General features: G+C 40.3%; 14 protein-coding genes and 1 pseudogene. 3 read left to right on the plus strand and 12 right to left on the minus strand.

Features of this window, described 5'->3' with window-relative positions; genetic code table 11:
- Positions 1 to 5: 5 nt before the first annotated feature.
- Positions 6 to 863: a DUF421 domain-containing protein gene (locus A361_RS12530; protein WP_019379960.1), complete on the plus strand. Its 858-nt coding sequence runs from the start codon at positions 6 to 8 to the stop codon at positions 861 to 863.
- A 218-nt stretch (positions 864 to 1,081) separates the two neighbouring features.
- Here the strand turns inward: A361_RS12530 and A361_RS12535 are convergent, their stop codons facing one another.
- The 3 genes from A361_RS12535 to A361_RS12545 form a co-directional block, all read right to left on the minus strand.
- On the minus strand, positions 1,082 to 2,446 hold the full coding sequence (locus tag A361_RS12535) for an amino acid permease (protein ID WP_019379959.1): 1,365 nt from the start codon (positions 2,444 to 2,446) through the stop codon (positions 1,082 to 1,084).
- Between the two features lie 123 nt (positions 2,447 to 2,569).
- The gene (locus A361_RS12540; RefSeq protein ID WP_019379958.1) at positions 2,570 to 2,911 is read right to left on the minus strand and encodes a hypothetical protein; all 342 of its coding nucleotides are present in this window, start codon (positions 2,909 to 2,911) and stop codon (positions 2,570 to 2,572) included.
- Between the two features lie 33 nt (positions 2,912 to 2,944).
- Positions 2,945 to 3,397 (minus strand): YndM family protein, encoded by a 453-nt coding sequence (locus A361_RS12545; protein WP_019379957.1) that lies wholly within the window; start codon positions 3,395 to 3,397, stop codon positions 2,945 to 2,947.
- Positions 3,398 to 3,581: 184 nt separating this feature from the next.
- Between A361_RS12545 and A361_RS12550 the strand changes: the two genes are divergently transcribed.
- On the plus strand, positions 3,582 to 3,962 hold the full coding sequence (locus A361_RS12550; RefSeq protein ID WP_019379956.1) for a hypothetical protein: 381 nt from the start codon (positions 3,582 to 3,584) through the stop codon (positions 3,960 to 3,962).
- Positions 3,963 to 4,011: 49 nt separating this feature from the next.
- Here A361_RS12550 and htpG read toward each other — a convergent pair whose 3' ends face one another.
- The 9 genes and pseudogenes from htpG to pepF form a co-directional block, all read right to left on the minus strand.
- Entirely contained in the window at positions 4,012 to 5,889 is a 1,878-nt protein-coding gene (htpG, locus tag A361_RS12555; protein WP_009334645.1) for a molecular chaperone HtpG, read from the minus strand.
- 118 nt (positions 5,890 to 6,007) lie between these two features.
- Positions 6,008 to 6,943, minus strand: coding sequence for a phosphotransferase (locus A361_RS12560; protein ID WP_019379955.1), 936 nt, complete (start codon positions 6,941 to 6,943; stop codon positions 6,008 to 6,010).
- Between the two features lie 112 nt (positions 6,944 to 7,055).
- Positions 7,056 to 7,667: a polysaccharide deacetylase family protein gene (locus A361_RS12565; protein WP_019379954.1), complete on the minus strand. Its 612-nt coding sequence runs from the start codon at positions 7,665 to 7,667 to the stop codon at positions 7,056 to 7,058.
- 38 nt (positions 7,668 to 7,705) lie between these two features.
- Positions 7,706 to 8,479 carry a phosphonate ABC transporter ATP-binding protein gene (phnC, locus tag A361_RS12570; protein ID WP_009334642.1) on the minus strand — a complete coding sequence of 258 codons (774 nt, stop codon included), beginning with the start codon at positions 8,477 to 8,479 and terminating at the stop codon, positions 7,706 to 7,708.
- A gap of 12 nt (positions 8,480 to 8,491) precedes the next feature.
- Entirely contained in the window at positions 8,492 to 9,247 is a 756-nt protein-coding gene (phnE, locus tag A361_RS12575; protein ID WP_019379953.1) for a phosphonate ABC transporter, permease protein PhnE, read from the minus strand.
- An 11-nt stretch (positions 9,248 to 9,258) separates the two neighbouring features.
- Positions 9,259 to 10,161, minus strand: coding sequence for a phosphate/phosphite/phosphonate ABC transporter substrate-binding protein (phnD, locus tag A361_RS12580; RefSeq protein WP_009334640.1), 903 nt, complete (start codon positions 10,159 to 10,161; stop codon positions 9,259 to 9,261).
- A 344-nt stretch (positions 10,162 to 10,505) separates the two neighbouring features.
- Complete coding sequence (gene selD / locus A361_RS12585) at positions 10,506 to 11,555, minus strand: selenide, water dikinase SelD (protein ID WP_226280773.1); 1,050 nt, start codon at positions 11,553 to 11,555, stop codon at positions 10,506 to 10,508.
- A 78-nt stretch (positions 11,556 to 11,633) separates the two neighbouring features.
- Positions 11,634 to 12,587: pseudogene (locus A361_RS30855) on the minus strand (glycosyltransferase); the annotation flags it as partial.
- Between the two features lie 169 nt (positions 12,588 to 12,756).
- On the minus strand, positions 12,757 to 14,544 hold the full coding sequence (gene pepF / locus A361_RS12595) for an oligoendopeptidase F (protein ID WP_009334637.1): 1,788 nt from the start codon (positions 14,542 to 14,544) through the stop codon (positions 12,757 to 12,759).
- Between the two features lie 123 nt (positions 14,545 to 14,667).
- On the opposite strand from pepF, the gene A361_RS12600 reads away from it, so the two are divergent.
- Positions 14,668 to 15,474, plus strand: a complete 807-nt coding sequence (locus tag A361_RS12600) for a hypothetical protein (RefSeq protein ID WP_386850103.1) — start codon at positions 14,668 to 14,670, stop codon at positions 15,472 to 15,474.
- Positions 15,475 to 15,486 lie beyond the last annotated feature (12 nt).

Below are 15,486 nucleotides of genomic sequence, written 5' to 3' on the forward strand. Positions count from 1 at the left end.
AAAATATGCCTGAATGGCTTCTTATTGGTGCACGTTCTATTTTATTCGCAGGTGTTTTATTCGCTATAACCAAACTGATAGGAAAAAAACAAATATCAGAGCTTTCATTTTTTGAATATGTATCAGGAATTACAATCGGAAGTATAGCCGGTGAAATAATTATGGGGCTTGATAACCACTGGGCCAGCGGAATCCTTTCTATTTTGATTTTTGGTCTTGTTACATTATTTGCTGATATTCTTTCGCTTAAGAGTAAAAGCTTCCGTGATTTCTTTGAAGGAAAAGGAACAATCTTTATTAAAGATGGGAAAATATTAGAAGATAATTTAAAAAAAGAAAGATACTCGATTGATGATTTATCCTCCCTGCTTCGCCAAAAAAATGTCTTTAAAACAGCAGATGTGGAGTTTGCTGTTTTAGAGCCGCGCGGAGATCTTAGCATCATGCTGAAGAAAGAAAACCAGCCGCTTACCCCAAAGGATCTTCAATTGAATTTACCTCAGGAAAAAGAGCCGCAAACGGTTATTATGGATGGGAAAATTCTAAACGATCCCCTTGCTGAGTCAGGGAAATCGAGAAAATGGCTTGACATGGAGATAGAAAAACTGGGTTTGACCATTGATAACATTTTTTTGGGTCAAATTGATTCTTATGGAGAACTGACTGTAGATATATTTGATGATTCACTTAAGGTTCCTGCATCACAGCAGCGTCCTCTGCTTATGGCAATGATAAAAAAGTGTGCTGCTGACCTTGAAGTGTTTTCCCTGCAGACTGATTCCAAAAAGGCACAGGAAATGTATGAAAAAAATACTCAAAAGCTGAATCAAATCATACAGAAATTATCCCCATATTTAAAGTAAGCTTGTCCATCAGCAGGACTTCAAAAACATAGTCCGCACTCTCCCTATATTAGAATTCTGCAGTGAATTCCTTTAATCACCCTTTTGGTCCTTGCTGATTTTAAATAAACCGACCGCCTATTTATAGGGCTCCTTAAAAAGGAATAAGAAAAAACTTAATTACAGCGTCTAAAAACTGAACAAACACCAGAATGAAGACTGGTGTTTGTTTTTTATTGTTAACAGCTGCTCCCGCCTTCTTTTTTCCATACTTTTTTTTGCATGATTAAGGCTACAATCGCTATTAATGCCACAAATATTAAACTGACAAAAAATCCAAACCTTATGGACTTTTCAATTAATGTGCCGCTTACCGCAGCCAGGATCAGAAGCAATCCCACCGCAGCCATTATCTTTCCGAACACTTTATTTTCCAAAATCCGAAGAGCTGAAATGATGATGAATGACCAATTGAATAAAATTAATATACCAGCAGCAGTAGTGATATACTCATATATTTTGCCAGGCAGCAATAAGGCGGTTACGATGGATGCAATTAAACCCGCTGTAGCCAGTCCCAGCGAAGGTAAAGGAAGGTCCTTCCACTTCTTTATCTTTTTTGAAAATACCGCTGGAGCATCGCCGTCATCAGCCAACGTAACCAGTAATGCAGTTACTCCAAACAGTGAAGCTGTCATCGTAGAGAAGCCGGCAATAATGATTGCTGCATTAAAAACGTGCGGGAAGAAGGCCAGATTATACTTATCCATTGCAGTTACAAATGGGCTCTCTTTTTCATTAAAAGCACCATGTGAAGCCATATAAACGGCTAAGCCAAGGGAAATGACATAGATGATGACAAGGACGATAAGCATGATGATGCCCGCCTTAGGTGCATCCTCCTTCTTTTTTAATCTTGTTGCCATTAGCCCAATCACTTCAATTCCTCCGTATGCATAGAAAGCATAAATCAACGATGACCAAAAGCCCCTAAAGGCTTCAGGAAACCATTCCCCAGAAGAACCGGGGAATCCGGGATGCCTGGCATCTCCATTAATCACTCCGGACAAAGCAGCTGCTGCGAGGATGATAAACATAATAATGGCTGCTGTTTTAATAACTGCAAACAGGTTTTCCACCTTATCAAAGCCTTTGTTTCCTGTTAATACCACTATAATGGAGAGTATGGCATAACCCGCTGCAAAAACCCAAAGGGGCACATGAGGAAACCAAAATCTTGTCAAAATGGAGAGCGCGGTTAATTGGCTTCCCATGATAAGTATATTTGAGCACCAGTAATTCCAGCCGCAGCTAAAACCTGCCCACTTTCCATAGGCTTTATTGGCGTAATAGCAAAAAGATCCTTCCTGAGGGTCTTCAGCTGTCATTTTAGCCAAAAGGTTATAGACGATATAGGTTCCAAGTGCCGCTAACATAAATGAAAAAACGATGGAAGGTCCGGTGATCTTAATGCCAATGGCTGAACCGAGAAAGAAACCGGTCCCAATGGTACAGCCAACACCAATTAATGATAATTGCCACCATTTTAGGTCACCGGATTCACTTTTTTTTGAGGAATTTCCGCTGGGAAGAAAAAAGTCCATGGTGTACCTCCTGTTTATCTCCTATAGCTGTTAAACGTGCTATTGCTTTCATTCAAATAAATAAGCCGATTCCTTTTGGTGATCGGCTTCCGTTCAAATCTGCAAAGGATGGTGCCAAAGCATTTATTTCTTTTGTTCTGAACTGTCGCTTTTTAATCCTGTAACAGATCTGAATAGCTGTGTGTTCATGCTGCCCTGGACAATATCCTCAAGGAAGAATTGTTCGATTAGCTTTTTATATTCTTCATCTTCAAACATCTTCCTGTTTTGAAGCTCCATTTCAGCAAGACCTTCATATTTGGAAAGAAAAGCATAGGTATGGTCTTGTCCTGAAATGGGCGATAATAGCTCAACCTCATGCTGATAATTCTCGTTTCGGTAGCTTTGGATCATTCTCACGTTTTTTAACGCTTCAACAAAATGGTCCTGCTTCACTTCAAATGTCTGGTAAACGAAAACTGACATAATAATCCCCTTCCCAAGAGTTTTCAGAATGTGTTATTTATCCTCTTCGCTTCTTACATCCGGTCTTACAGGTGTTAAATCCTCGGAAACTTCAGTATTATAGCGAAGGTTTCCTTGGTTAATAGTGCCTTTTTCATTACTTGCTTCTGTCATATTTCTAAGCAAATATAAGTGGAATAGATATTCAAATAATGCGACTCCAAGAGCTGCGGCTATTGACATTGCAATAAGATTATCACCATTGATTAGAATTGAACTCAAAAACCAAATGAGCAAAAAAGCCAATCCAAAGTCGGCTGCCGTTGCGATCATATTGCTGCTCCTTGGGAGTATCACCATGTCACCAAGGATATAAGCTGTAATGCCCAGAATGGCTGTTATTATAAATACATTTACAAAGCTCATTCCAAAGAATATTCCGAGAATGATATATAAGAGAACAACACTTGCGAGAAATTTTAGAGCTAATGCCTTGAAATGCTGCATAATCTCCCTCCTTTACATTGTTAGTTTGTTTATTAGCACAAAAATTATTCCCATATATAGCTGTACATCAATTTAAGAAAAAGATTCCTTTTATTGATTTAATTTTCTAGTGTGAAGGTGATGGGCAAAGAGAAATAGATCAAAGGGGCAAATGTCCCTGAATAATTATTAGGAGGCTGTTAATATGCATACAACTCAACATGGAGTACAGCAGGCAAATCAAGCCAGGCAGCTAGCTCAGCAGCTGATTCAGCAGACACAGCAAGGAAGCCAGCAATATCGTATGATGATGCTGCAGGAACAGCAGAACATTCAGATGCTTGAGCAGATTCTTCAGCGTGAAAAGCAGGCTGCCCAATTAATTGAACAAAGCCTGCAAAGCCATGACTTAGCCATTCAGCGATGCCAGGAAGTCGTACACATTTGCAATCAAATGCAGGGACAGCTTACTGGGCAAGAAATGGCTGGAGGAAGTCTTTCAGCAATGCAGCAGCCTTTTAATAGCCAGAGCCAATTTCAGACTGGTTCTCAATTCAATTATGCAGGAACTTTCCGCCAGAAATAATTGAGTACAAAAAAACAGCCCGATTGATTCGGGCTGTTAAAACGGTATGTTAAACCATTACTTTGCAAATATCATTCGTAAACTCAACAGGATCACTGATCGGAAGGCCTTCTATCAGCAAAGCCTGGTTATATAGGAGGTTTGTATACAGATTTAATTTTTCTTTATCGTTTTCTAAAGCATTTTTTAAGGCTTGGAAGACTTCATGGTTTGAATTGATTTCCAAAACCTTATTTGCTTTTACGTCTTGATTATCCGGCATGCTGCTAAGGACTTTTTCCATTTCAATGGTAACTTCTCCATCAGCTGTCAGGCAAACCGGGTGGCTTTTAAGCCTTTTGGAAATTCGTACATCCGTCACTTTTCCTGACAAAATTTCTTTCATGCTGCTGAACAATTCCTTATGTTCTTTTTCTTCTGATTCGGATACCTTTTCATCCTCATTCTCTATGCCGAGATCGCCGCTTGATACAGACTTGAATTCCTTGTCTTTATAGGTCATAAGCATCTTAATGGCAAACTCATCAATATCTTCTGTAAAATATAGTATTTCATAACCCTTGTCAGCCAAAAGTTCAGTTTGCGGTAGTTTTTCTATTCTTTCATGTGACTCTCCTGCTGCGTAATAAATATATTTCTGGTCATCCTTCATCCTTGATATATATTCATCAAGTGATGCCAGTTTCTTTTCTTTTGAAGAATAGAACATCAATAAATCCTGGAGCATTTCTTTATGGGTTCCGAAATCGCTGTATACACCATATTTTAATTGTCTTCCAAACGACTTATAAAATTGTTCATATTTTTCCCGCTCATTTTTCATCAGGCTGTGAAGTTCGTTTCTTATCTTTTTGCTGATGTTTTTAGCAATGAGCTTCAGCTGCCGATCATGCTGGAGCATTTCTCTTGAAATGTTAAGTGATAAATCTTCAGAGTCCACCATCCCCTTTACAAAACTGAAATAATCTGGAAGAAGGTCTCCGCACTTATTCATAATTAATACGCCATTTGAATAAAGCTCCAGGCCTTTTTCATATTCCTTTGAATAATAATCAAATGGAATATTCTCAGGAATATATAAAATTGCATTATAGCGGATTGTGCCATCCACATGAATATGGATATGCTTTACCGGCTTGTCAAAGCCATAATGCTTCTCCTGATAAAATTTTTCATAATCTTCGTCTGTCAGTTCACTTTTATTTTTCCGCCAAATCGGAACCATGCTATTGATGGTCTGCTCTTCGGTGCTTTCTTTATATTCATTCTCAGCACCTTCTATTGGTTCTTTGATTGCTGCATCCATCTTAATTGGATAGCGGATGAAGTCTGAGTATTTCTTTATGATCGATTTTAAGCGGTACTCTTCGAGGTATTCATCAAAGCTTTCATCTTCCGTATTTTCTTTTATTTTAAGGATAATATCAGTACCGACTGCCTCTTTTTCACATGGCGTAATCGTATATCCTTCCGCCCCATGTGATTCCCATTTGTAGGCCTGTTCACTGCCAAGGGCTTTGCTGATCACAGTTACAACATCAGCGACCATGAATGCCGCATAAAATCCTACTCCGAATTGGCCAATAATATCATGGCCATCTTTAATCTCCTGTTCTTTCTTAAAAGCGAGAGAACCGCTTTTAGCAATGATGCCAAGGTTATTTTCCAGCTCTTCCTTTGTCATTCCAATGCCAGTATCTTTGATTGTTAATGTTCTGTTTTCCTTATCAGGAACGACCTTTATGTAGTAACTCTCTTTGTCAAACGTTAAGGAATCGTCTGTAAGTGCTTTATAGTAGATCTTATCGATCGCATCGCTGCTGTTGGAAATAAGCTCCCTCAGGAACACCTCTCTTTGAGAGTAAATGGAGTTGATCATCATTTCCAATAATCTCTTGGATTCTGCCTTAAACTGTTTCGTTTCCATGTTAGTCTCTCCCCTTTCAAATTTTCATTACATTAGCACTTAAACCTTAAGAGTGCTAAACAATATTTAAATATCATATTAGTCAATTTGTGTCAATCAGCATGAACTGACTTTCGTTCTAAATGATTTCTTCTGCACATTCAACAAGATTGTGTATTGTCTCTTTTAATTGCCTCGACAGCTGTTCTGGAGTCCATTTCGCTCTCTGATTGTCCAGATCTGATTGTATTAGCATCATCATCCAAACCGAAAAAACAGCTGAAAACACATAATATTCCTGTTTGAACTTCTCCCTGTCTGGAGCAGAAATTTGAATTTCTTTACAATAACAGTCCAGAATCATATTTCGCATAGTATGGTTATTAGGCTTAGGGAAATCCGGATGTGAAATATCGATTAAATGAAACAAATCCCAAAAAGGTGTGTTCATGTGGCAATGTTCCCAGTCCAGAACCACCGTCTTATCGCCCGCATACCCATAATTCCCCTGGTGCAAATCCCCATGGCAAAGAACTTTCACAGTGGAAAAGGGTTTACTGGTAAATGCGCTGAAAATTTTATTGCCTAAACGATCTGAAATATTATGTAACTTGAAAATAGAAAACACTTTCTCTTTGTTCTGCAGGATTTGGTCTGCCATCTCCTCAATAGGCGGTTTAGGACCTTTCAGCTGTGCATGGGAAAACCGCTCAGCGGGCAGAGAGTGCCATTTGGCCATTAATGCAGTTAGTTCCAGTGCAATATTTGAATCAAATGTATGTGTAATGGTGCCAAGGTCTTCTAAAATAATCCAATTAACGCTTAGTTTGTTTTGGACGGAGTACGACAGGATTTTTGGAAACTTTAGCGGGAGTTCTGACAGTACATTTTCAAAAATCCACACTTCTTTTCCCAGCTGAGTATTGTTTGTCAGAGGTTTGAAAATAAAGCTTTTTGACGCATCAATAAAAAAACGCTCGACAAACCGGCCGTTCGCTCCCTGATATAAGTTCTCTCTTCTTAAAATGTAACGGTCATTTAGAGTCCCGTTTTCAGTCACAATATTAGTAAACAAGCTGGAGCTCCCCCTTAATAGGCATCCTATCTCCACAATATATATCAATCTGCTTTAAAAAAATACTGCTTTTTTCACTGCACAAAAAAAGTATCCTGCGCAAGGATACTTTTTAGAGCAAACTGAATTCATAGCCTTTATTTCGGATCTCAGCAATTAAAGCAGGGAGAGCTTCAACAGTCTGGGTTAATTCATGCAAAAGAATGATCGCTCCCTCTTCCAGGTTCTCTATGACGTTTGCGATAATTTGTTCAGGCTGTTCTTTTAGCTCCCAGTCCATTGCCGAGATTCTCCACATGATGGTTGATAGCCCAAGCTGTTTGGCTGCGGCTATAGTGTGTTCATTGTACTGCCCAAATGGGGGCCGAAATAGCTTCACTTCCTGGCCGATGATCGACTCAATCTTAGTTTTGCTGCTGCTGAGATCCTGGACTTGTTCATGTGGACTCAAATTAACATAATTGGAATGCTTTGAAGAGTGGGTACCTATCTGATGACCTTCTTCTATGACTCTTTTCCACGGACGCTGAGGGTATAAAAGCCTGGATTGCCAGAAGAATACAGCTGGAACATTCTCTTTCTTCAAGATATCCAATATTTCCGGAAGAACTCTACCGGGTCCATCATCAAAGGTCAACACCACTGTTTTCTTCGATGCATGGCCCTCATTAAATAGTTTGATATCAGGGTCATTCGAAACGTACACGACGTTCGAGCTATCCACAACTCATGGACAATTGGCCATTTCCTCTGCCTCCTTTTTTAAGTAGAACGGATATATGATTTCTCGCCATAACTTTCTGCATCATATGTAAATACATACATATCGTCTGTAAACTGCTCTGGTTTATCATCAAAAACGACTTCCCCATCTTTTAAAGCGATAATGCGGGTTGCATATCGTTTAGCTAACTGAACATCATGGACATTAATAATGGTTTGAAGCTTATGCCGCTCATGCATCTCCTGAAGCAAGCTGAATATCCGGTCTGAAGTTCCAGGATCCAGGCTTGCAACAGGCTCGTCGCCTAGAAGGAAACTTGGATTTTGAAGGAGAGCCCTTGCAATGCCAACTCTCTGTTTTTGCCCTCCGCTAAGATGCTCGACCCTGCGATCGGCAAAATCGGCTAAGCCCACCTCTGCAATGACTTGTTTAGCCTGTGCCTTTTCTTCATCTGTGAACCATCCAATAAGATTCTTGAAGCTGCTCCTGAAGCCGAACATGCCTGTCAGAACATTTTGCAGTACAGTCAATCGGGGAATTAGATTAAAATGCTGAAAGATCATTCCCATCTCCCTGCGGATTTTTCGAAGCTGTTCATCACTCAGTGCAGAAAAGGATTGGCCATCCCAGATGATTTCCCCGGATGATGGTGTCTGCAAGCCGTTTAAACAGCGGATCAAAGTGGATTTTCCAGCACCGCTTTTACCTAACACACAAACAAAATCACCAGGATGAATGGTCAGGTTTATAGAATTCAGGGCATTATGCTTCATGCCGGGATAACGGACTGTTATATTTCGAATCTCAAGCATTTCAGGCCTCCTTTATATCACTCGGTTCCTAACATAGCTTCCGAAAAGATCCACAAGAACAACGATGATCATTATAACCAGTACATCGAGCGAAACTGAACTGTACTGGAATGTTTTAAAATCATTAAAAAGTCTCTGGCCAATACCTCCACCGCCAATAAACCCCAATATAAGAGAAGTTCGAATGGCAACCTCAAACCGGTAGAAGTAATTCGACAATACATTTGGCCATATTTGAGGCAGGATGCTGAACAGGGAAGCAAACCAGCTTTTAGCACCAACTGCTTTCATGGCCTCCTGCGGGCCGGGATCGGATGCTTCAATGAGTTCTGAGATCAGTTTTCCCAGAACCCCAATATTATGAAACATAATGGCCAGGACAGCAGGAAAAGGACCAAGTCCAAGAGCCGTAAGAAGAATCAGACCGAAAACAATTTCAGGGATGGAACGGACAAAGCTGAGGCCGACTCTGGTTAAATGGTAAATAAGTTTAGAGCCGGACGTGTTTTTGGCTGCCATAAAGCTTAAGGGGAGTCCGATGATAAGCCCGAAAAAGCTTCCCAAAAAAGCCATGGCCAATGTTTCCAGACTGTCTTCAAGTATCTTTGGAAGAAGAGAAAAATCCATCGGGAACCAATGGGACAGAAAGTCAATCATATTGCGGAAGTCTTTGAATTTCGATAAATCGAATTCCGTTAGCCTCATGCTAAGATAAACGAATAAAGCCAACACGAAATATGTTAATATGCTGCGTTTTTTAAACCACAATCTTATCAGCCCTATTCTTTAATAAGTCCCTCTTTTAGGGCAGCCTGGCGGATGCTTTCATAATCTTCATTGCTTGCCTCTGTAAATCCGCTTGCCCCGAAAGCATCCAGAATTTCCGGGTCTTCAATCGCCAGAAATGCTTCTTTTAATGCTTTAATCGTTTCTTCATCGGTGTTCTCATGTACAGCCCATGGGTACTGAAAAAGCTTTTCTGATTTCCAGATCGTTTTAATCTGATCTCCATCTACTTTTCCTGAATCCACTAATTGATTGTAAATGGCGCTGTCGATCGCACCTGCATCAACCTGCTTATTTTGAACTGCCAATGCAGTAGCATCATGCGAGCCTGTAAATCTGACGGACTTAAAGCTGTGGTCGTCCTCTGATTTGTAAACTTCGCGGTCCTTCAATTCAATGGATGGGATTAGAGATCCTGAAGTTGAATTGATATCACCGAAAGCAAAGTCAGATTCACTGCTGTTTTTCAGTAAATCTTCAAGTGAATTCCATGGATTGTCTTTATGTGTGATGATATATGAATAATAGAATGGCTCTCCATCAATCAGCTGTGTAATGATGGCTTTTGCGCCGCTCTTCTCATGTGCAACAACATATGTTAACGGGCCGAAATAAGCCATATCAATTTTATCGTAGTTCATGGCTTCCACTACCCCGTTATAATCCGGATATACTTCGACAGCTACATCCCTATCGAGTTTTTCAGATAAAGTGGACTGAAGTTTCTCCATGGCAGCTTCCATGGATCCCTCTGTTTGAACTGGAATGACCCCAATGGTGAACGTTTCTTTCGATTGTTCTTTTCCGTTTCCGTCTGTGTTATCTGTTTCATTTCCGCCGCATGCTGACAAAAGCATCAGTGAAAAGATAGTTATGAGCATTAAGAATTTTTTCATGTTTGCACTTCCTTGTTTTTGATTTTGGCTCTATTGCTACAAAATGTCGGTTAGCTTGTGAATATTGTTCGTTGATCTTTGGCTGCATGCACGCAGCGAACCCGCGGGGAGAGATGAGATCCTCTTCGGCTACGCCTGCGCCTCTCACTTCCCTGGCTTCCCGCAGGACATTGAATAAACTTCCCTGAATCAACACCGTACGAAGAAATGCGGATGCATTTTCGAGGATCAAATGCCCTCCGCTACAATCAACTCTATTGTTAGATTTAGTTGCAAGTAAAAACTCTAACGAAAACAGCCTTAATTTTGTAAAGGTAAAAAAGGACTCTTTTCGAGTCCTTTTTTCAGATAACAGTAATCTTTCCAGGATTCTGATCTGTGACAGTCCCAATGATGGAAGCCCATTCTACTCCTTTTACCTTAAGATCTTTAAGGAGCAATTCAGCTTCTGTTTCAGGAACGGTTATTAAAAGTCCCCCTGAAGTGATGGCATCACAAAGGATCACCTGGTCCACATCATCAATATTTTCATATTGAATTCGGCCGGACAGCCATTTATGATTCTTTTTGGAGCCTCCAGGAATAATATTCTGTTCAGCAAGCTCTCTTGTTTTTGGAAGGATTGGAACGGCTTTGCTTTCAATGGTAATGCCTGTGCCGCTTCCTTCCGCAATCTCCATTGCGTGGCCTAGAAGGCCAAAACCGGTAATGTCTGTACAGGCATTGACCTGGTAGTTATCCATAGCTTCAGCTGCGTCTTTATTTAAGGCAGCCATGACTTCCATTACACGGTCAATTCCTTCCTGATCCAGCATATCCCTTTTAATCGCTTGAGTAAGAATGCCCACGCCAATCGGCTTGGTTAAAATCAGTTTGTCACCAGGTTTGGCTCCTGCATTTGTTCTAACTCGTTCAGGATGTACTGTTCCAGTCACAGATAAACCGAATTTTGGCTCCTGGTCATCAATGGAGTGCCCTCCAACTAAAACAGCACCGGATTCTCTAACTTTATCGGATGCGCCAGCCAGAATGTCTGCAAGGATGTTTTTATCCAATTTGCTGATTGGAAAACCTACAATATTCATAACGGTTATCGGCTTTCCGCCCATAGCGTAAATATCGCTAAGTGAATTGGCTGCGGCAATCTGCCCGAACATATACGGGTCATCCACGATAGGAGTAAAGAAATCAAGTGTCTGCACCAGGGCAGTTTCATCATTTATTTTATATACACCTGCATCATCAGAAGTATCCAGTCCTACTAAAAGGTTGGGGTCAGGTACAGACTTTGGCAAATGACGCAGAACCTGCGCCAGGTCTTCAGGACCAATTTTGCATCCTCAGCCGCCTTTTGTAGATAAAGAAGTTAGTTTTATGATTTCTTCTCTCGACATATTTCTCTCTCCTTGCCTATGATTATTTACTTGGGACTTTTCTAAAATGGTTTTGTACATTTTTTGAAGTGTTTTAGCTTCATATTCTGAAGAATGGCTGCATTCAACATAGAATTTGGCAGCACGCCCCAATTTTATCCTCAACTCGTAATTATTCACTAGTTTGTCTGCATAATCAAGAAATTCGACCGGATTTGTATAGATTAAACCGGTTTCCTGATGGTCAATGATATTTCGATTTCCCAGGTTATTGGCTGCAAGTACTGGAAGGCAATATCCCATTGCTTCTAAAATAGCAGCAGGCTGGCCTTCAGAATGGGATGTATTCAATACGGCATCAGCTTGCCTGTATAGTTCCCCCATATGATGATGGGGGATTTGACCAAGATATTGAATCCACTCTTTATTCTCTTCTGCAAGGGACTTTACAATATACCCCTCTTCTTCTTCAATAATAGGGCCCGCCAGCCAAAGTCGTATCTCAGGATTTTTTTCGTAAATGATTTTAAGCTTTTCTATGGCAAAAGGAATATTTTTCACCTTGCGGATCCCTGCCGGCAGCAAAAATAAAAAAGTGCCAGGTTCTTTCTTATAATCACCTCCAGGTTCAGGAAATATTACAGTGCCCTGATGGATAACGCTGATTTTATCTCTTGCTTCGGGAAGTTCTTTTGAGAGTACCAGCTTGGCTTCATCATCAAATACGTGTATAGCTTCGGCATGGAGGATGGTTTCCGAAACAACGGCTTTTTTTTCCGGATCATAAAGATCGATATTTAAGTCCGTCCCTGTCATGGTTACGACATATCTTTCAGGCCTTTTAGCAAGCCTTTTAATAAATTGGCCAAACCTGTAAGCGTTAAAGCCATGCACAATATCAGCTTTTGGCAGGTAAGTGAATTCGTAATCGTTTGTGATATTAATGATTTTAGTCTCGATGCCAAGCTTATTAAGTCCATCAGAAATACGCTGAACGGTAACCGTATTTCCTCTTGCCTGGTGAAAATTTGGGCTTGCCAGTATTACTTTCATCCTTTCATCCTTCACAATTATATTTGCACTATCTTCGTTTTAATTAAAGTTTGCATCAATTATTGCAGGAATATTTCATCCTGTCCATTAATTGTATTTCAGCTAGCTGTTCTTTTAATTATGACAGTAAAAAAGCCTGTTTCTAAGGCAAGAAACAGGCCGGATTCTTCTATTGGTTTCCGAATTCTTCTACAAGTTCTCTGAATTTCCGAAGTGAGTTTTCAATTGGATATGGGGAAGTCAGATCCACTCCGGTTTTCTTTAACAGCTCAAGCGGATAATCGGAACTTCCGCTTTTTAAGAACTCAAGATAGCTTTGCAGCGTTTCTTTGTCCCCTTCAAGAATTTTCGCTGCCAAATGAATGGCAGACGCAAATCCGGTAGCGTACTTATAAACATAAAATGGACGGTAAAAATGAGGGATCCTAGCCCAGCCGAATTTTACCTCTTCATCAAAGACTATTTCATCCCCATTATATTCGCGGAATAAGCGTTCATAGATTCCGCTGAAAACTTCAGCGTTAAGCGGTTCTCCCTTTTCAGCTAATTCGTGCGTTTTCATCTCAAATTCAGCAAACATGACTTGAGTGAAGAAGGTTCCTTTAAACTGATCAATAAAATGATTAAGGAGATGCCTGCGGACTTGTTTATCCTTTTCCCTGTTCAGCAAATAATTAATCAGCAGCACTTCGTTTACTGTTGAAGCCACTTCCGCTACAAAGATGCTATATCGGGCGGTAATCTGCGGCTGGTGCTGAGAGCTCAGCTTACTGTGGACACCATGTCCGCATTCATGTGCAAGTGTGAAAAGGCTGTCCAGATCATCCCGGTGATTCAGGAGGATATAGGGATGAACGCCGTAGATGCCCAGGTTATACGCCCCTGACCGCTTCCCTGGAGTTTCCCGCACATCAATATAGCGCCCTGACTTAAACTCCTTGAGAATATTAATATAATCCTCTCCAAGAGGCTCCAATGCTTTACACATCGTTTCATAAGCTTCTTCATATGATATATCAGGTTTTACACCCTCTGCTAATGGAACACTCAAATCATATTGCCTCAGCTCGTCAAGGCCTAACTGTTTCTTGCGGATCCTGGTATACTGATGCATTGCCCCGATATTTTTTTTAGTGGTCTCAATAAGATTTACATATACTTCCTTGGGCACCTTATCTCCAAATAATCCTTTTTCAAGGGCTGAAGGATAATTCCGGATTTTGGCCATGCTCACATTGTTTTTTATCGCAGCAGAAAGGGTGGAAGCAATGGAATTCTTTAGCTGCACATAAGGCTGGTAATAGGCCCTATACGCTTCTTTTCTCTTTTCCCGGTCTTCCTCTTCCATAATTTTTGCATACATGCCGCGTGTCAGTTCAACCTTTTCGCCATCGTCTTTTGTTACATCGCCAAACTTTATATCAGCATTATTCATCATTCCAAATGTATGACTTGGAACCGAAAGTGCTTCGCCAAGGCGGGACAGAATTTCTTCCTGGTCCTTATTAAGGACATGAGGCTTATAGCGGAAAGATTCGAGCAGATCTTCCTCAAAGTATTTCAAGCCCTTTTCCTCAGCAATATAGCTTTTTAGGGTTTCTTCATCCAGACTTAAAAGAAAAGGCATAAAAAAAGAAGTGGAAGAACTGATTTTAACGCCTAATTGCTTTGCCCTGTCCACAAAAGCCTGTGAATCAGACACCCGTGTGTCTTCATCTGTTTTTAGCATCGCATATGCATATAGCTTATTAAATATGTAAGAAAGTTTTTCTTTTTGCTCAAGATATTGATACAGGGAATAACCATCTTGAATCTGCCCATCAAAGGTCTTCAGCTTATCAGCTAATTGTTCAATCCTCTGGTAATCTTCCTCCCATTTTTCCAAACTGGAATAAATGTCTTCCAGATTCCATTTTTCATTTAGCGGAACATCATTTCTGTTTTTGTATGTCTTCATCTTATAGCCTCCTTTACAGCAAAACTGTCATTCATTTATTAACTATATTCAAAAGTTATCGGAAAAACCCTTCCTCATTTTTGATTTTATCATGAACGGCCATTAAAATAATCTTGAAAGGATGTGGACGGATTGGCAATAACTCTGCCTCATATTGAAGACTCAAACAATACGGTATATTTTCCTCCAGTGGGGAAATTTGAAACGTTTCAGGATGATGCTCATTATGAAGAGAAAGTCAGGGAATGGGGCTTATCAACTACAAGGGAAGTTAAGAAGGAATTCTGGTATAAAGAAAAATCACAGCAGCGGCTTGTAACTGTGAAAGGTTATCAGGCATACGGTGAGTCTGATGATTATTATACAATCATAATCGAATTTCAGGACGGAAATCTGAGCTGCATACACCCGGCTTATCTTAAAGAGATGCAGTCGCCAAGCTTTGGAAAAGCATTGACTGCTGGTTTCTCTGCTCCTTCTGAAAAGGAAGCACCTAAAAAAGACAGTGAGAAGTCTGAAGACGTTACTAAGAATCCGTCTGAAAACAGCAATAAGACAAAGCCTTCAGCAAAAAAAGCCAAGAAGGAAAAACAGCCTGCATTGGAACTGCCAGCAGAAAAGGCCCACTTTACTGCTAAAGTAAAACAATTTGCCTTGAGCTGGAACCATTTCAATGAAGAAAATGATGAAGTCATCGTCTTAGAAGATGTTGTCATTGAAGAGAATGAACCGATTGAAGTGGGACTTGGCTGGTGCTCCCACTCAAAAACGCTGAAGAAATTCGAACTTAAGCCAGGGGAAAGCCTTGAATTTGATGGGAAAATTGTTAAAAAGAAACTGCCTAAAGGGAAAGACTGTGACGAGGAATTCATTGTAGAAGAAGCAGTGACATATAAGATTAATAATCCTTCAAAAATCAAAAAAAGCTAAGAGTGGACGCTC

The organism is Cytobacillus oceanisediminis 2691, assembly GCF_000294775.2.
GTDB lineage: Bacteria > Bacillota > Bacilli > Bacillales > Cytobacillaceae > Cytobacillus > Cytobacillus pseudoceanisediminis.